Annotated in this window: 14 protein-coding genes; 11 read left to right on the top strand and 3 right to left on the bottom strand. The window is 68.2% G+C overall.

Translation table 11 applies throughout. The features are described 5' to 3' along the window. Positions 1-89 precede the first annotated feature (89 nt). Positions 90-971 carry a LysR substrate-binding domain-containing protein gene (locus RT456_RS02020; RefSeq protein ID WP_313341767.1) on the bottom strand — a complete coding sequence of 294 codons (882 nt, stop codon included), beginning with the start codon at positions 969-971 and terminating at the stop codon, positions 90-92. A 66-nt stretch (positions 972-1,037) separates the two neighbouring features. Next, complete coding sequence (locus tag RT456_RS02015) at positions 1,038-2,018, bottom strand: WYL domain-containing protein (protein ID WP_313341765.1); 981 nt, start codon at positions 2,016-2,018, stop codon at positions 1,038-1,040. Between the two features lie 119 nt (positions 2,019-2,137). Between RT456_RS02015 and RT456_RS02010 the strand changes: the two genes are divergently transcribed. The 9 genes from RT456_RS02010 to RT456_RS01970 all read left to right on the top strand — a co-directional run bounded on the left by RT456_RS02010 (position 2,138) and on the right by RT456_RS01970 (position 11,052). Further along, the gene (locus RT456_RS02010; RefSeq protein WP_313341762.1) at positions 2,138-2,743 is read left to right on the top strand and encodes a glutathione S-transferase family protein; all 606 of its coding nucleotides are present in this window, start codon (positions 2,138-2,140) and stop codon (positions 2,741-2,743) included. A gap of 103 nt (positions 2,744-2,846) precedes the next feature. Beyond that, positions 2,847-4,292, top strand: coding sequence for an amidohydrolase family protein (locus tag RT456_RS02005; RefSeq protein ID WP_313341759.1), 1,446 nt, complete (start codon positions 2,847-2,849; stop codon positions 4,290-4,292). Between the two features lie 186 nt (positions 4,293-4,478). Then, positions 4,479-4,649, top strand: a complete 171-nt coding sequence (locus RT456_RS02000; protein WP_313341756.1) for a hypothetical protein — start codon at positions 4,479-4,481, stop codon at positions 4,647-4,649. 141 nt (positions 4,650-4,790) lie between these two features. After that, on the top strand, positions 4,791-5,549 hold the full coding sequence (locus tag RT456_RS01995) for a hypothetical protein (RefSeq protein WP_313341753.1): 759 nt from the start codon (positions 4,791-4,793) through the stop codon (positions 5,547-5,549). Positions 5,550-5,607: 58 nt separating this feature from the next. Further along, positions 5,608-6,621, top strand: a complete 1,014-nt coding sequence (locus RT456_RS01990; protein ID WP_313341751.1) for an alpha/beta hydrolase-fold protein — start codon at positions 5,608-5,610, stop codon at positions 6,619-6,621. 119 nt (positions 6,622-6,740) lie between these two features. Further along, a complete protein-coding gene (locus tag RT456_RS01985; RefSeq protein WP_313341748.1) occupies positions 6,741-8,123 on the top strand; it encodes an ATP-binding protein in 1,383 nt (460 codons plus the stop codon). A gap of 52 nt (positions 8,124-8,175) precedes the next feature. Next, positions 8,176-9,228 carry an ABC transporter substrate-binding protein gene (locus RT456_RS01980; RefSeq protein WP_313341745.1) on the top strand — a complete coding sequence of 351 codons (1,053 nt, stop codon included), beginning with the start codon at positions 8,176-8,178 and terminating at the stop codon, positions 9,226-9,228. Positions 9,229-9,241: 13 nt separating this feature from the next. Next, positions 9,242-10,282, top strand: a complete 1,041-nt coding sequence (locus RT456_RS01975) for an iron ABC transporter permease (protein ID WP_313341742.1) — start codon at positions 9,242-9,244, stop codon at positions 10,280-10,282. Further along, entirely contained in the window at positions 10,279-11,052 is a 774-nt protein-coding gene (locus tag RT456_RS01970; RefSeq protein WP_313341739.1) for a heme ABC transporter ATP-binding protein, read from the top strand. The genes RT456_RS01975 and RT456_RS01970 overlap by 4 nt, the downstream gene beginning before the upstream one ends. A gap of 281 nt (positions 11,053-11,333) precedes the next feature. Here the strand turns inward: RT456_RS01970 and RT456_RS01965 are convergent, their stop codons facing one another. Continuing rightward, positions 11,334-13,535, bottom strand: a complete 2,202-nt coding sequence (locus tag RT456_RS01965) for a TonB-dependent siderophore receptor (protein WP_313341736.1) — start codon at positions 13,533-13,535, stop codon at positions 11,334-11,336. Positions 13,536-14,032: 497 nt separating this feature from the next. Between RT456_RS01965 and fusA the strand changes: the two genes are divergently transcribed. Beyond that, positions 14,033-16,111: an elongation factor G gene (fusA, locus tag RT456_RS01960; protein WP_313341733.1), complete on the top strand. Its 2,079-nt coding sequence runs from the start codon at positions 14,033-14,035 to the stop codon at positions 16,109-16,111. Positions 16,112-16,706: 595 nt separating this feature from the next. Then, positions 16,707-17,627, top strand: coding sequence for a M14 family metallocarboxypeptidase (locus tag RT456_RS01955; protein ID WP_313341730.1), 921 nt, complete (start codon positions 16,707-16,709; stop codon positions 17,625-17,627). The last annotated feature ends 56 nt before the right edge of the window (positions 17,628-17,683 follow it).

Raw genomic sequence — 17,683 nt, 5'->3', positions numbered from 1 at the left:
GACGCCAGATTAGGATTATTCCTATACGCGGGACGAGAGGCCCGTCACTCTCTGCACGCCTCCGGCCGCCCGGTGGCGATGGTCGCCCGTCAGCGCCGCTCGCGATCCAGCAGGCGTGTGAACTGCGTCGCCAGTTCGAGCACCAGCGGCTCGGCATTGCTTCGATGCAGCATCGCGATCTCGATGCTGTCGACCGGTGGCAGGCCGTGTCGCGGGGTGAGTGCGCGGTGTTCGCGGGTCATGGCGCGTGCCGGCAGCAGGCTGATGCCCATGCCGTCGGCGACAGCGCCCTGGATCCCGCTGAGGCTGGAACTGGTGAAGCTGATCCGCCAGCGCCGGCCCATGCCTTCCACCGCCGCGATCAGCTCGTCGCGGTAGAGGCCGCGCGGTGGGAACGTCACCAGCGGCACCGGGTCCAGGCCGATGCAGGGGCTGCGGACGCTGTCCACCCAGCGCATCGGCTCGGGCCAGCACTGCACGCCCTGGCGGCTGTTGCGCCGTTGCTTGACCAGCACCAGATCCAGTTCGCCGTGATCGTAGGCATTGGCCAGGTCGCGGCTGAGGCCGCTGGTGACCTCCAGCTTCACCCCGCGATGGCGGCGGTTGAAACGCCCGAGCAGTTCGGTGGTGCGGGCGCTCACGAAGTCTTCCGGCACGCCGAGGCGGAGGGTGACGGCTACCGTAGCGCCCGCCAGGGCCTCGCCCATCTGGTCGTTGAGTGCCAGCATCTGCCGCGCGATGCCGAGCAGGGTCTGCCCGGCGTCGGTCGGGTGAACGTCGCGATTGCCACGCACCAGCAGCGGATGGCCGGCCAGCTGTTCCAGGCGTCGGATCTTCTGGCTGACGGTGGACTGGGTGGAGTGCAGGCGCGCGGCGGCGGTGGTGAAGCTGCCGCAGTCGGCGACCATCGCCATGGCGCGCAGCAGGTCCAGCTCGAACAGGGCGCGATGGGGTTTTCCACTGGGTCGCATGCTGGCATCCAGAATGTAAATGACGAGGGTGGCAGCATGCCACGCGGGTGCGACAACGCGTGCGGCTCAGTCGGCCAGGGCGGCGTCGCCGCGGGCCAGGCTGCGGCCGAGCCTGGCGCGGGCATCGCGCATCATCACGTGCAGGGCCGGTGGACCGAGCACCTCGAATTCCAGTTCCAGTGCCAGCAGCCAGTACACGACTGCGCCTTGCGGGTGCGCGCCGCACCGCAGCAGGCAGCGCTGCGCGTCCACCACCTCCAGCAGGCCGGCCGAGCTGGGCATGCGCTCGCGCACCACCTCGATCGGCGCGTGCAGGATCACGCGCGCCTCGTCGCCATACGGGCCGAGCGACAACGACGCGATGACGAACGCGCGCAGGTCGCCATTGGCCGGCGACGGGCGGGGGCGGAAGTGTGCACCGACCTCGGCCCCACTGGTCATGCGGTCGATGCGGAAGGTGCGCCAATCGGTGCGCAGCGTGTCCCAGGCCACCAGGTACCAGCGGCGTTCGGCGTGCACCACGCCTTGCGGCTCGACCTGCCGGTGGCTGGGTTGGCCCTGGCGGTCGGCGTAGTCGAAGCGCAGCTGCAACTGGTCGCGACAGGCGCCGGCCAACGTGGCGAGCAAGGTGGCATCCACGACCGGCCCGGCCTGGTCGACCGGCAGGATCGAGGTGCGCAGGGCATCCAGTCGACGTCGCAGCCGGGCGGGCATCACCTGTTCCAGCTTGACCATGGCGGTGATGGCGGTCTGCTCGATGCCGCTGATGGTGCCGGTCACCGCCATCCGTAGCGCCAGCGCGGCGGCCAACGCCTCTTCGTCGTCGAGCAGCAGCGGGGGCAGCGCGCGTCCGGCGCGGAAAGCGTAGCCGCCGGCCACGCCGCTGCTGGCCTGGATCGGGTAGCCGAGTTCGCGCAGGCGGTCGATATCGCGGCGCAGCGTCCGGGGGTGCACGCCGATGTCGGCGGCCAGGGTCGTGCCGGACCAATGCGGTCGGGATTGCAGCAGCGAGAGCAGGCGCAGCAGTCGGGCGGAGGTGGTGAGCATGGCAGCAGGGTCGCGCCTGTCGAGGACAGGGTCTGTCCGCAATGGTGGCTAGCCTGTGTCCGTGGTGCAAGGCCCTTCGCCGCGCACCGTCCACGCCGACACACAACAAGGAGTTCTGCATGTCCCTCGTCTTCTACTGGCACCCCATGTCCAGTGCCACCCCCATCGCCTGCGCCCTGGCCGAGCTGGGTGTCGCCCACGACCGGGTGAGGATCGACATCCGCAACGGTGAGCAGCGCACCCCGGAATACCTGGCAATCAACCCCAATGGCAAGGTGCCGTGCCTGGTGGTGGACGGCACGCCGATCTTCGAAGGCCTGGCCATCCATCTCTGGCTGGGCGAGCGTTTCGGCGTGGAACGCGGGCTGTGGCCGGCCGCCGACACGCCCGAACGGCTGCAGGCCATGTCGTGGTGCGCCTGGGCCTACGTGACCTACATGGCCGTGATCGGCCGGCTGCGGCTGGCCACGGCCGATGATGCACTTCGCGATGCACGGCAGGCAGCTGCGGCGTCCTCTGACGCCAAGCGCCTGCTGGAGGTGCTCGACGAACGACTGGGCGGCAACGCCTGGATGCTCGGCGCGCATTACTCGCTGGCGGACCTGGTGGTGGCGCAGGTGGTCGGCTACGGCACCTACGTCGGGGCAGGGGTGGACGACTACCCGGCGGTGGCGGCATGGCTGGCGCAGGTGCAGGCCCGGACGGCGATGCAGGGCGAGGTCTGAGCGCGGATTCGAATAACGAATGATGGCCATGCAGAAAGTTAACTGGTGAATGCGGGCCTCCGCGCCGTATGGTGCGGAGGTCTTTACTGCATTGCGCCCCGCCATGAACCTGACCGTGCTGACCGCGTTCCCGCTGCTGCTTGCGCTGACCCCTGCCGCCCTGGCAGCCGAGCAGGCCGATCTGATCATCCGCCACGCCACGGTGGTCGATGTCGAACACGCCACCACCCGCGCCGACCAGGCGGTGGTCGTGCGCGGCGGCGACATCGTGGCGGTCGGCGACGACCGCGTCATTGCCCGGGACTGGAACGCGCCGCGACGGATCGATGGCAAGGGCCGTTTCCTGATTCCCGGGCTGTGGGACATGCACGTGCACTTCGGCGGCGGCCCGGAACTGATTGAAGAGAACAAGGCGTTGCTGCCGCTGTACATCGCACACGGCATCACCACCATCCGCGACTGCTCCGGGGACCTGCCCGAACAAGTGCTGCAATGGCGCGGCGAGATCGCCAACGGCAGCCTGGAGGGTCCGCAGCTGTTCAGCTCCGGCGCCAAGATCGAAGGCATCAAGCCGGTCTGGAAGGGCACGCTGGAAGTCGGCAGCCAAGCCGACCTGGACGCGGCACTGGCGCGACTCAAAACCGACCATGTGGACTTCGTCAAGATCACCGACAGCACGCTGACGCCGGAACTGTTCCTGGCCGCCGTGCGCGGCGCGCGTGCCAACGGCCTGCGCGCCTCCGGCCACATTCCGATGGCACTGACCGTGCAGCAGGCGGTGGACGCGGGGATCAGCTCGATCGAGCACCTCGATTACGCGTACAAGGCAGGCGTCAAAGACGAGGCCAGCATTGCCGCGGACTTCGCCGCCAAGCGCATCGACCGCGCCGAAGCCAATCGCCGGCTGGACGCAGGCGTTGATCGCGACACCGCCATGGCGGCGTACCGTGGCTTCGCCACCAAGGGTGTGTATGTGACGCCCACCCTCAATGGCGGCCGCATCCTCGACTTCCTCGACCAGGACGATCACGCGCAGGATCCGTACCTGGCCTACATCGGCCCGAGGCTCCAGGCGACCTATGCCTGGCGTGTCGAGCGTGCGGCCAAGGCGAGCCCCGCGCAGATCGATGCGCGGCACCGCAACTACCAGCAGGTCGCCGCGGTGCTGCCGATGCTGCAGCAGGCGGGCGTGACGATCATGGCCGGCACCGATGCAGGCTTCCTCAATTCATTCAACTATCCCGGCATCGGCCTGCATGACGAGCTGGGCCTGTTCGTCAAGGAAGGACTGACGCCCGCGCAGGCGTTGTCTTCCGCAACGCGTGCGGGCCCGTCGTGGTTTGGCACGCTGGATCGCTATGGCGGCATCGCCGAAGGCAAGGCGGCAGATCTGGTGTTGCTGGACGCCAACCCCCTGCAGGACATCCAGGCGACCCGCGCGATCCGTGCCGTGGTGCTGCGCGGGCACGTTTATGATCGCAAAGCGCTGGACGCGCTGCTGGCGCAGACGCGGGCCAAGGTGGCGGCGTGGCAGGCGGCCGCGCAGTAATCCGGAGCGCACGTATCCATCCCTGTGCGACAGCAGCGTGACGATGCGGGCACGGCCGTCTGAACTGTTTAGTGACGTGCGCTGCGCGTCGATGACGGGTGGCTTTCAGCGCACGCGGCGGTAACGGGCCATTGCCTAGTGTTGGGTCACCGGCATCACTCTCGACGCCGAATACCGGAGACAGTCATGGGTAACCATAAGAATCCGCAGCAGGGCCAGCAGAATCCGCAGCAGGGTCAGCAGAACCAGAAAGACCAGCAGGGCGACAAGCAGCGCCAGGGTCAGCAGCAACAGCAGGATGCCGACCAGAAGCGCGAGCGCAACCAGCAGGGTGGGCAGCAGGAAGAAGAAGAATAAGCACCTGCCGGAATGGAATGACCGAATCACCGAAGTCCGGCCCCAGGCCGGACTTTTTTTTGCGTGGGGTGGGGCGTGATCGCTGGCGTATGATGCCGTTCCCTGTGGCGCGCCGGCGGCGCCCACTGCAAAGGAATGTTGATGACGCCTGTTTCGCTGTCGTACCTGGTTGCCGCTGCTGCGTTCTCGTCCAGCGCCGTCGCCGCTGATGTGCCTGCCACCCTCGAGGCGCTGATCGAGCGCAGCGCACGCATCACGATTACCCAGGCCTTGCCCTCGGGTGGCGCAGTCGATCATGCGGTGGTCGAGCAGTTCGCCAATAGCGACATGCTGGTGCGGCACGGCGGCGGGGAAGGCGTGCCCATCGTGGTCACGATCTGCACGCGCGCCACGTTCCTCAACACCGCGCCGGACGCCGCAGGTGCTGCGCCGCTGTCGGGCGGCCAACTGCGCGCCATCCGCGGCGCCCAATACATGGGCGCGTTGGCCGGGATGGCGATGGTGACCGGCGTAGCGGGCCGGGAGGCCGAGGTGCCAGCGGCAGGGGCGTCGATCAGCACCGAGAAGACAACCGCCTGGGCGTACGGCAAGGAGCGTTACGTGCTGGCCGTCTCGCGCGACGCGGTCGGCCAGCTCCGGATTCGGGCGACCAAGATTGCCACTGAGACCACCACGCCGGCGTCCGGCCCGGAGGATCGGCTGAGCACCGACGATGATCGCGCGGCGCGCCTGGCCGAACTGGAGCCGGTCGGGACTTGGCGCGAGATGGTGGTGTCCCCGCACGAGCGCACGGAAGCACTGCCGGCGACGACGTCGCTGCGCGGCTGGGTCGATGCCAGCGGCGACACGTACGCGAGCGTGGCCGAGGCGCGCGACGAGAGGTCTGGATGCGGCAAGTGATACCCATTCGCATTTGCGGTACACTGGGGTGATCGCCTTGCCCTGAGTCGTGCCTGCCGTGCTTTCCTGCCTGATTCCGTCGTTCTCTCCTTGGTTGCGCGCCGTCGGCGTCGTCGCTGCGCTGGGCATGGTGGCAGCAGCACCGGCCGCGGCGCAGCAGCGCAACCCGCTGCAGAAGGTCGGCGAGACCGTCCTCGACCAGCCCGCGCAGAGCTATCGCTTCGAACGTTTCGTGATCGAAAGCGGTGCGCCGGCACGTCGCTGGCGCGTCAATGTGGGGGTGCCGACACACACCGCCGCCAAGGCTGCGCCGGTGCTGTACATGCTCGACGGCAATGCTGCTGCCATGGTCTTCGACCAGGCGATGCTCGCCGACCTGGCCGCGCACGCCGCGCCGGTGCTGGTGTTCATCGGCTACGACAACGACCTGCGCATCGATTCCCCGGCGCGCACGATCGACTACACCGCCTGGGTGGATACCGCCGACGATGAGAACGGTGCGCCGCAGTCCAGTGGCGGCGGCGCGCAGGCGTTCCTGGAGATGATCCAGACCCGGATCAAGCCGGAGGTCGAGCGTCGCGCACGCGTGGATGCGGGGCAGCAGTCGCTGTGGGGTCATTCGCTGGGCGGGCTGTTCGTGCTGAGCACGCTGTATACCCAGCCCACGGCGTTCCAGAACTATGTGAGCGCCAGTCCCTCGCTGTGGTGGAGCCAGGGCGCGCCGCAGGGCGTGATGGAGCACCACTTCGTGGCCAAGCCGTCGCCGGCGAATGTGTGGCTGATGCTGGGCGGCGACGAGCGCAGCGGCAACCGCGGCGTGCGTGACCTGACCAATCCCCGCGTGGTCGCCCACCTGCGCCGCATTGCCGGTGCCACGCCGGACGCCGCCTACACGTTGAGCCAGCGCCTGGCGAAGGTGCCCGGCGTGCAGGTGACCTACCGCGAATTCCCCGGGCTCGGCCACGGGCCGATGCTGCCGGCATCGTTGAAGGCGACGCTGGCGGCGCTGTACGGCGCCGCCGACCGCAGCACCGCGCCTGCGGGCACGGCCACCGACGCGACCTCGGATTGATCTTTTTCACCCTTACCCAGGCAATGCGTGGCCATGTGCCACCGCCGCAGCGATGCAGCTACGCCAAGGCAACCCTTGTGACACGCGCCGCTGGCGCGCCCCTACAGAAGGAGTCTGCTATGTCCCGATTCGTTTCCCTTCCGCGCCTTGCCGCCTTGACCGTGGCCCTGTCGCTGGTGACCGGGGCGGTGTCCGCCCAGCCGGTGTTCGACGCGCCGGCCAACGGCTTCCGTGGCAAGGTCAGTGCCCGCAATGAAAACGTCGTGCCGGGCAGCACCGCCGAAGTGACCGGCCGTGCATTCGTGCCCGGTCAGCAGGTGACGCTGCTGCGCGGCGAGACCGTGCTCAACGCCACCCCGTACGTCGTCGACGCGCAGGGCAACTTCAAGGCCAGCGTGGCCATCCCGGCCGATGCGGTGCCCGGTCAGCACCCGGTGGTGGTGCGCGCCAGCCAGCCGGCCGCCGCCGCCGTGGTGGCCCTGCGGGTATCGCCGAGCCTGCCGTTGAGTGGGCAGCAGAACTTCAGCCAGACCTCCGGCAAGCTGGTGCAGGGGCTGTACCAGAGCAGCTACAGCGCGGGCAGCAACGCGCTGTTCGTGACCGCGGCGGTGGGTCGCCCGCCGGTGACCCAGTCGCAGCTGCTCAAGGTGGACCCCGGGACCCTGAAGGTGGTCAAGGCGATCACCCCGGCACAGGTGCCCGATGCCAAGGGGGGCAGCGTGTTCGCGGTCTACGGCGTGGGCGTGGACGACGCCAACGGCACCGTGTGGGTGAGCAATACCCGCCAGGACACCGTGGCGGTGTATCGCCAGTCCGACCTGTCGCTGGTCCACCAGTTCCCGGTGGGCGCGGTGCCGCATGCGCGCGACGTGGTGGTCGACGCCAAGCGCGGCAAGGTGTTTGCGTCCGCCGCCGGTGAAGATCACCTGTCGGTGTTCGATGCGAAGACGTTCAAGGCGCTGGAACCGATCACCCTTGCCTCGGGCGTGGACGACGAGAAGTTCGTGCCGATGAGCCTGGTGCTGGACGAGGCCGGCGGCAAGCTGTTCACCGTGAGCATCGGCACGCCCGAGGCGGCGGTGATCGATGTCGCCAGCGGCAAGGTCGACAAGGTGATCGACCTCGGCAATGCCATCAGCGCCTCGGGCGTTGCATTCGACGCGAAGCACAACCGCCTGTACGTGGCCTCGCAGGGGACCGACAACCTGCTGATCGTCGACGTGGCCAGCGGCAAGGTGCTGCACGACGTGGCCGTCGGTGCGGGCGCGTTGAACGTGGCATTCGAGCCGGTGTCCGGCCTGGCCTACGTCACCAACCGCGGTGCCGGCACCGTGACCGTGGTCGATGGCGAGGGCAAGGTCGTCGGCAACCTGGATGGCGGTACGTTCCCGAACCACGTCCGTGAGGACGGCAAGGGCAATGTGTTCGCCGTCAACAAGTCGCGCGGTGCGGAAGACCCGAAGGGCGACCGCATCACCCGCATCACCCCGATCCGCCGTTGATGTGCCGCGCGCGCAGAGCCAACGTCCTGCGCGCGCCTGACTGGAGAAAACCATGTTGAGCGCTTTGTCCGCACGCCGCCGCGTGCTCGTGCTGGCCCTCGCGGCCGGGCTCACCGCATGCGGTGGAACGCCGGCGGACGCCGTAGCGCCTGCGGCCACACCGGAGGCACCCGCGCGTGCGGACGCGACCACCGCGGCCGCACTGCCGCAGGGCTGGCTGCGCCTTGCTGGCACCGACGTCCCCGCCAGCACGGGCCTGACGCCGGTGTTGCCGGTGACCGTGCAGTCCGACGATGGCGAACAGGTCACGGTGAAGGACACCGCGCGCATCGTGGCCGGTGGCGACGACGTCATCGCGGTGATCGAGGCGCTTGGCATGGGCGGGCAGGTGTATGCCGCGCCATTGCGTTCGGCCACCGAGGCGGGACGCAAGGCGCCGAAGCAGTTCCTGTTCAACCGCACCACTGGCGTGGAAGGCGTGCTCAGCCTGGAAGGGTCGCTGTTCATCGGCAACAGCCTGCGCCGCCATACCGAGCTGGCCAGGAAGCTGCGCGGGGCGGGTGAGGCGGCCATCGTGATCGACGATCTGCAGCCGGCACCGGACAAGGTGCGCAAGGTGGCGGCGGCGCTCGGCGTCGCGGCGGCGGGCGAAGCGCTGGCGGCACAGGTGCAGGCCCAGCTGGATGAGGCCGCGGCGATCGCGGCGGCCAGCACGCACCACCCGCGCGTGATCCATCTCTCGGCCACGGGTGCCGGCGGCGCGCCCACCGTGGCCGGCGCCGACAGTGCCTCGGGCGCGCTGATCGCGCTCGCCGGTGGCCTCAATATCGGTACCGAGGCCGGGGTGGCCAACTACTCCGCGCTGAGCAATGAAGGCGTGGTGGCGGCGGCACCGGACGTCATCCTGGTCACCGAGAATGACCTGCAGCTGTTCGGCGGTGAGGCCGGGCTGTGGAAGGCCTACCCGACGTTGAAGCAGACGCCGGCCGGCGCGGCCAACCGCGTATGGGTGATGCCGGACGTACAGCTCAAGGCGGCCAGCGTTGGTTCGGGCAGCGGCGCCGTGGCGCTGGCCAAGGCGCTGGCGGCGCTGCCGTCACCGTGACTGGCAGTCCGTGATGGAGCGCAGCAGGCGTCGCCGCGCAGGCGGCTGGGTGCTGGCGATGATGGCGCTGGCATTGCTGGGCGCAATCCTGGCCTCGTTCGCGGTGGGTCCGCTGCGGCTGCCGCCGCTGGAGGTGATGCAGGCGATGGCGGTCAAGCTGGGGTTGCTGGACCCGTCGCAGGTGAGCCAGCGTGACATGGCGGTGGTGTGGAACCTGCGCATTCCGCGGGCGCTGCTGGGCGCGCTGGTGGGCGCATCGTTGGCGATGGCCGGCGCCAGTCTGCAGGGCCTGTTCGGCAATCCGCTGGCCGACCCGGGCATCGTCGGGGTGACGCAGGGCGCGGCGCTCGGTGCGGTGGCCGCCATCGTGCTGGGGGCCGGCAGCGTGGGCGGCTGGACGCTGCCGCTGGCGGCATTCGCCGGCGGCGCGGCGGCGATCAGCCTTACCTACGCGCTGGCCCGTCCGGGACGCAACAGCGGCACGGCGACGCTGCTGCTGGTGGGCATCGCGATGGCGGCGTTCTGCTCGGCGGCGATCGGATTCCTGACCTACATTGCCAGCGAAAGCGAGCTGCAGTCGCTGGTGTTCTGGCAGATGGGGTCGCTGGCGCAGGCCGACTGGGCCGACGTCGCCGCGGCGCTGCCGGTGTTCGTGCTGGGCACGGTGGCGCTGCTGCGCCTGTCCACGCCGCTGGACATGCTGGCGCTGGGGGAGCGCCAGGCACAGCACCTTGGGCTGGATGTGCGGCGCACGCGCTTGAAGCTGATTGCGTTCAGCGCGCTGCTGGTGGGCGCGGCCGTCGCGTTCGCCGGCTCGATCGGGTTCGTGGGGCTGGTGGTGCCGCACGTGGTGCGCATGCTGGTGGGGCCGGGGCACCGCTGGCTGCTGCCGGTATCGGCGGTCACCGGCGCGCTGCTGATCGTGGTGGCCGACACGGCGGCACGGACGCTGGATCCGCCGGCCGAGATTCCGCTGGGGCTGTTCTCGGCCGCGCTGGGCGCGCCGTTCTTCCTGTGGCTGGTGCTGCACCAGCGCCGGAGTGGAACGGTATGAGTGCGCCGTTGCTGCAGCTGGACGGGGTAGGGCTGCGGTTGGGTGAGCGCCGCATCCTGCACGACATCCACCTGGCGTTCGCGCCGGGTACGTTGACCGCGCTGGTCGGCCCGAACGGCGCGGGTAAATCGACGCTGCTGGCGGTGGCCAGCGGCGATATCGATGCGGACGAAGGGCGCGTGATCCTGCATGACCGGCCCATCGCGCAGTGGAAGGCGATGGCGCTGGCGCGCGAGCGCGCGGTGATGCCGCAGGACCACGCGGTGCGTTTTGCCTTCACGGTGGAGGAGGTGGTGGCCATGGGGAGGCTGCCGCACCCGGCCGACGCGGTGCGCGATGCGGCGCGGGTCGAACACGCGCTGGGACAGGCCGAAATGCACGCGCTGCGCCAGCGCGAGGTGCAGACTCTGTCCGGTGGCGAGGCGGCGCGTGCGACGTTCGCGCGCGTACTCACCCAGGACACGCCGCTGTTGCTGCTCGACGAGCCCACCGCCGCGCTGGACCTGCGCCACCAGGAGCGGACGCTGCGTGCGGTGCGCGGGCTGGCCGATGCCGGCGCGTGCGTGATCGTGGTGGTGCATGACCTGAATTTGGCCGCCGGCTATGCGGACCGCATCGTGCTGCTGGAGCAGGGCAGGGTGGCGGCCGATGGCACGCCGGACCAGGTATTGACGCGCGAGCACATCGAGCGGGTATACCAGCAGCCGGTGCTGGTGCTGCGGCACCCGCAGCGCAACGTGCCGCTGGTGGTGGTGGCGGACCCGGAGTAGAGCCGACTGCTTGGTTGCCACGCAGGGCGTGGCACTACGCTTGCGTTCGGCACTGCTTGGTTGCCACGCAGGGCGTGGCACTACGTTTGCGTTCGGCACTGCTTGGTTGCCACGCAGGGCGTGGCACTACGTTTGCGTTCGGCACTGCTTGGTTGCCACGCGGGGCGTGGCAGTACGTTTGCGTTCGGCACTGCTTGGTTGCCACGCAGGGCGTGGCACTACGGGTGCCGCCCCGTTCTGGCTTGTAGAGCCACGCCCTGCGTGGCTGCCGTGCGCGCGGCTTACCAGCCGAACGTGGCGGTGGCCGTCACGGTACGGCCGCTGCCGTAGTAACACGACGAAACGCCGGTGCAGGTCGACACATAACGCTTGTCCGCCAGGTTGCTGGCGTTGAGCGCGAGCTGCACGTGGGTGTTGCCGTGCTGGCCAAGGTCATAGCGCAGGGCGGCGTCGAACAGGGTGTAGGACGGAATGCGGTACAGGTTGGCGCTGTCGCCGTAGCTGACGCCGTTGTAGCGTGCACCCGCCGCCAGGCTCAGGCCACGCAGGGCGCCGGCCTGGAAGGTGTAGTCGGCCCAGAACGAGGCACTGACATCGGGCACCATCGCCAGTTGCTTTCCCTTGTACGCTGCAGAGCGCAGCATCTCCGAATCCATGCGCGAGCCGGCGCCGATCAAGCTCAGGCCCTCGATCGGGGTGATGCGGCCTTCCAGTTCAATACCGCGCACGCGGCCCTCATCGCCCTGGATGGAGCAGGTGGCGGTGCCGGTGGCGCCGCAGTTGCGATGGCTGGTGATCGGGTCGTCGACGATCATGTTCTCCTGCCGAAGGTCGTACACGGCGAGGGTCACGAGGCCGTCTACGCTCGCCGGCTGGTACTTCAGGCCGGCCTCCCACTGCGAACCGGTGACCGGGTCGAACGCAGTCTGGGTGAAGCTGTCCAGTGGCGATCTGGTCGAGGGCTGGAACGATTCTGCGTAGCTGACATAGGGCGTCAGGCCGTTCTCGAACACATACAGCAGCCCGCCGCGGCCGGTGAACGCCTCGTTCTTGATCACGTTGTGCGGGCCGGGCTGCGACACGCCCGTGGCGATGTTGCGGGTGGCGCTCAGGGTGTCGTCCTTGGTCCAGTCGTAACGACCGCCCAGGGTCAGCCGCCAGTTGCCCGCGGCCAGCTGGTCCTGCAGGTACACGCCGCTCTGCCGGTTGATGCCGGCGGTGGGCGTTTCGGTGGTGACGGTGGGCTGGTAGGGGTAATAGGCTGGGTCGAAGATGTCGATCGCGCGTGGGTTGGTCATCGCGCTGCGCACGCCTTCCCAGTCGGCACGCTGCCAGTCCCAGCCGAGCAGCACGGTGTGGTCCACGGCGCCGGTGGCGAAGCGCGCCTGCAGGCGGGTGTCGAAGGTATCGCCGTCGGAATCGCCGGTACCCTGCACGCCGCGGCGGTTCTGGGTGCGGCCGTCGGCGTTGAGCGCGCCGAACGTGACCACGCCGCGGTAGAGCGAGTCGACGTGGGTGCGGCGCGCGTTCTGAGTCAGAGTGATATGGTCGTTGAACTGATGTTCGAACATCCAGCCGGCCGTCCACAGCGTGCGGTCGAAGGTGTTCCAGTCCGGCTGGCCGATGAAGGTGCTGTTCTTCATGTAGCCATATGGCGTGGCGTTGAGCGTGCCGGCCATCGGCAGGAACTGGTAGGTCGATCCGCCGTCGTCCTTCTGGTACATGCCCAGCAGGGTGAGCCGGGTGCGGTCGGCGAGCTGCCAGGTGTAGCTCGGTGCCAGGAACCAATGCTGCTGCGCGGTGTGCTTGATCTGCGTGTCGCCGTCGCGGTACAGCCCGACCAGACGCAGCAGATGCTGGTCGTCCGCACTGCCGGCGCCCACGTCGAACGCGGCGCTGTACTGGCCGTCCGCATCCAGGCCGAGCCGCAGCAGCTGCTGCTGATCGGGCGTGGGGGTCTTGCTGACCTGGTTGACCATGCCGCCCGGTGCCATCTGGCCGTACATCACGGCCGACGGTCCCTTGAGCACTTCCACGCGCTCCAGGTTCCAGCTGTCGAACATGCTGCGGTTCCACTGGCTGCCCTGCGGTGCGCGCATGCCATCCAGGGTGACATTGTTGGACCAGCTGCCGGCATCGAAACCGCGGATGCGGAAGTCATCCACGCGGTTGTCGATGCCGCTGCTCTCCAGGCTCACGCCGGCCACGTAGCGCATGGCGTCGTTGAGCGACTGCACGCCGCGGGCGTCCAGTTCAGCGCGTTCGATCACCGACACCGACTGCGACGTTTCGGCGATGGCCGTGCTGGTCTTGGTGGCGCCACTGGTGCTGTTGGCGGCGCGGTAGGCATTGACCTGCACCGCATCCAGTGCGGTGGCGGTCTGCGCCAGCGCTGCAGGCGCGAAGGTGGCGGCTGCGAGGCAGCAGGCGAGGGCGAGCGGGTGGCGTGGCAGCGGACGGGTGTTGGCAGGAGCGGTGATCATGATGGGAACTCGGACGACAGTGCCCGACGCATTCTAGGCAGTTCCGCACAGGATGCAATTGCGACCTATTCGCATATAAGAGACCGGAACGGGTGCGGTTCGTTGTCGAAAGCGCTCTCCAGGGACGTTTCGGTCGCTCAGTGTTCCATGGATGGTTGCAAAACCTGCTTGCATACGGCCAACACAGGACTAGAATGCGCGCAGGTTCCTTCCTTTGCCGCCATGACCCTGATGCCGCTCCTGACGTTTTTTACTCGCACCCGCGCTTTCGCGGGACGGGCGCGTCTGCCTCGCGGCTCCTCAAGCGGTTGACCTGATCCGGTCAGCCGAAGGACCCAGACAGAGCGCCCACCGGGCGCTCTTTTCGTTTCCGCGTTCCACAACTTCATGAAGGAGAACGTGCCATGCACCAGATCGCCGAGCCCCAAACCTGGCCGCACGCCCGTCAGCCAACGGCGGCGTGCGGCTCCCCGAAGTTGGCAGCGAGAACATAGTCCATGAACACCCAGACCCAGACCCAGACCCAGACCCAGACCCAGACCCAGACCCAGACCCAGACCCTCCGGCGCAACCTCGGCATCATTGCCCATATCGACGCCGGCAAGACCACCCTCACCGAACGGCTGCTGTGGAAAACCGGCGAGATCCATCGCGTCGGTGAAGTCCACGATGGCGCGACGACCACCGACTTCTCGGCGATCGAGCGCGAGCGCGGCATCACCATCGGCGCAGCCGCGGTGCAGGCGCATTGGGCGCCGCGCGGCGAGGCCATCCACCACCTGACCCTGATCGACACCCCGGGCCACATCGACTTCGCCATTGAAGTCGAGCGCTCGCTGCGCGTGCTCGACGGTGCGGTGGCGGTGTTTTCGGCCGTGGATGGCGTACAGCCGCAGTCCGAAACGGTGTGGCACCAGGCGCGCCGTCACGGGGTGCCGATGATTGCCTTCGTCAACAAGATGGACCGCATCGGTGCGTCGTTCGACCGCGTGCTGTCGCAACTGCAGGAGAAGCTGCAGGCGCGACCGTGGGCGATCGGCTGGCCGCTGGGCGCCGAGGCGCAGTTCAACGGCTGGGTGGACCTGGTCGATCGCACGACCGTGCGCTGGGACGAGGCCGGTACGCCGACGCGAACGCCGTGGACCGACGACGAACGTGGCGAATGGGAGCCGCGCCGCCTGCAGCTGGTGGAGGCGGTGGGCAGCCATGACGACGCGTTGGCGGAGGCATGGCTCGAAGGCGGCGACATCGATGCGCTGTCGCTGCGCGCGGCGCTGCGCCGGGCCACGCTGGCCGGTGCGGGCGTGCCGGTGCTGGCGGGTGCGGCGTTCAAGAGCAAGGGCATCGAGACGTTGCTGGACGTGATCGTCGACTATCTGCCCGCGCCGGAAGACCGGCCCGCGGTGGTGGCCGGATCTGCGGATGGCGAGGTCACGTTGCCGCCGGATCCGAGCGGTCCGCTGGCGGCACTGCTGTTCAAGATCACGCACCAGAACCACGGTGCGCTGAGCTTCGTGCGGGTCTATTCGGGCACGCTGCGGGTGGGCGATGCGCTGGCCAGTTCGCAGCACGCGCAGGGTCGGCGGGTCAGCCGGCTGGTGCGTGTGCAGGCCGACCAGACCCACGACATCAAGCAGGCGGTGGCCGGCGACATCGTGGCGGTGCTGGGCTGGAAAGATGCGGTGAGCGGCGAAACGCTCAGCGCGCCATCGCGGCCGCTCCTGCTGGACACGATCAAGGCGCAGCAGGCGGTGTTGGCGTGGCGGTTGACGGCGGCGAAGTCGGCCGACCTGATCCGCATCAGCCAGGGCTTGTCCAGTCTGGCCCAGGAAGATCCGTCGTTCCGTATCGAGACCGATGCGGACAGCGGTGAAACGCTGGTCTGGGGCATGGGCGAGCTGCACCTGGAGGTGATGGTGGAGCGGTTGCGTACGGAGTGGAACGTCAATGTGCAGACGGGCGCACCGCGGGTGGCCTACCAGGAAACGCTGCGGCAGGCGCTGCGCGGTGTGGAAGGGAAGGTGGTCAAGCAGACGGGTGGCCAGGGCCAGTTCGCGCGGGTGCTGATCGATGTGGCGCCGCGCGAGGACGGGGAGGTGCACTTCGTCGACCGCACGGTTGGCGGGGTGATCCCACGCGGTTTCGTGGCGGCGGTGGAGAAGGGTGTGCGCACGGCGCTGATGGAAGGCCCGAAGGGCCATCCGGTGGTCGGCATCGAGGTGACGCTGGTCGATGGGCAGACGCACGCAAAAGACTCGTCGGACATGGCCTTCCACCGTGCGGGCAGCGAGGCGGTCAAGGCGGCGTTGCTGCAGGCCGGTACGCGTCTGCTGGAGCCGGTGATGGAGGTGTCCATCCACGTGCCGTCGGTCAATGTCGGCGACGTGGTCGGTGACATCAATCGGCGCAGTGGCCGCATCGCGTCCATCGATGACCAGGGTGGCCGCGCGGAAGTGGTGGGTTACGCGCCGTTGGCGCAGTTGTCCGGCTACACCACTTCATTGCGCTCGCTCACCCAGGGCCGCGCATCGAGCGACATGCGTTTGAACGGCTACGAAGAAGTGCAAGCTGCTTGATGGTGTGTGGAGTGGGGGAGCCGGGTTTCCGGCTCCCCCTTTTTCTTTTGGAGCTAACAGCTTTTGGAGCTAACAGCTTTTGGAGCTAACAGCCTTCGTCTGCTGGGTTCGCCTGGTAAGGGCCGGCGGGTACGGGGGTACGGGACACGCCGTAAATACGTCCATGTAGGCTCGTAGAAAACATCCATGTTTTCTACGGTCCCGTACCCCCGCACCCGCCGACCCTTCGACAGTGTTTCGGTGGCCGAGGGCAGAGCAATGCAGTCCAGGCGCAGGTGACGGTAGCTCGCTTGTCTTGATGTTCCGTCTTGTTTTGATCTTCCGTAGGCCACCGGCCAACTTCAAAGAGGGTCGGCGGGTATGGGGGTACGGGACCGTAGAAAACATGGATGTTTTCTACGAGCCCCCATGGATGGGTTCACGGCGTGTCCCGTACCCCCATGCCCGCCGGCCCTCACACAGTGACCCCGCAAACCAGGTGCTCTGGTTCTTGCTGTGGCTGTGGCTGTAGCTGTGGCTGTAGCTGTAGCTTCGGCTGTGGCTGTACAAAGAAGCCAGTCCGTTACAATGGGCGCATCTGTTTGAGGAGCTTGCCATGACCACCGCCCATTTCTATCCCATCGGTACGCCCGGCCATGCCTGGGGCGATGGTGAGCGGGCTGCATGGCGCGCGCGCCAAGTGCAGCAGCGCAGCTATGCGCGGGATGTGGTGGAAGCCTTGCAGACGCTGCCGGGTTCGCTGGAGGTGGTGCAGTATGGCCAGCTTGAATCGATCACCGACAGCTACCCGCTGCTGCTCGCGATGAGTCGTGACTGGGACCCGGCCCTGCCGACCGCACTGGTGACCGGCGGCGTGCATGGGTATGAGACCAGTGGCGTGCATGGCGCCCTGCAGTTCCTGCGTGGGCACGCACAGGACTACGTGGGACGGCTCAACCTGATCGTCGTGCCGTGCGTGTGCCCGTGGGGCTATGAGCGCATCCAGCGTTGGAACCGCGATGCGTTTGATCCCAACCGCAGCTTCCGTGACGGCGGGTTGATCGTGGAATCGGCCTCGTTGATGAACTGGCTCGCCGCGCGCGATGACACGCTGCTGGTGCACCTCGACCTGCACGAAACCACCGACAGCGATGCAGATGAGTTCGACCCCGCGCTGGCCTCGCGCGATGGCAAGGTCTGGACGCCCGAGACCATTCCGGATGGCTTCTACGTCATCGGCAACAGCGAGAATCCCGAGCCTGCCTTCCAGCAGGCCCTGATTGCCGCCGTGGCCCAGATCACCCACATCGCCCCGGCCGACGCCCAAGGCAACCTGGTGGGCCTGCCGCTGCAGTCGCCGGGGGTGGTGTGGGGTGAATCGCGCTCGATAGGCGCCTGCGCCGGCGTCACCGATGCCCGTTTTGCCACCACCACCGAGGTGTATCCGGACAGCCCGCGCTCCACGCCCGCCCAGTGCAACGACGCCCAGGTGGCCGCAGTCGTGGCCGGGTTGGAGTTTGCGTTGGCCAATCGCTGAACCAGGCCACCGGGCACTGCAGGGCCCGGCTCGCAGGATGAATCGGCGAATGTGAC

It is taken from the genome of Stenotrophomonas sp., assembly GCF_032099025.1.
GTDB lineage: Bacteria > Pseudomonadota > Gammaproteobacteria > Xanthomonadales > Xanthomonadaceae > Stenotrophomonas.
Note: the sequence above shows the minus strand (reverse complement) of the source record. Positions and strands in the feature narration are given on the sequence as shown.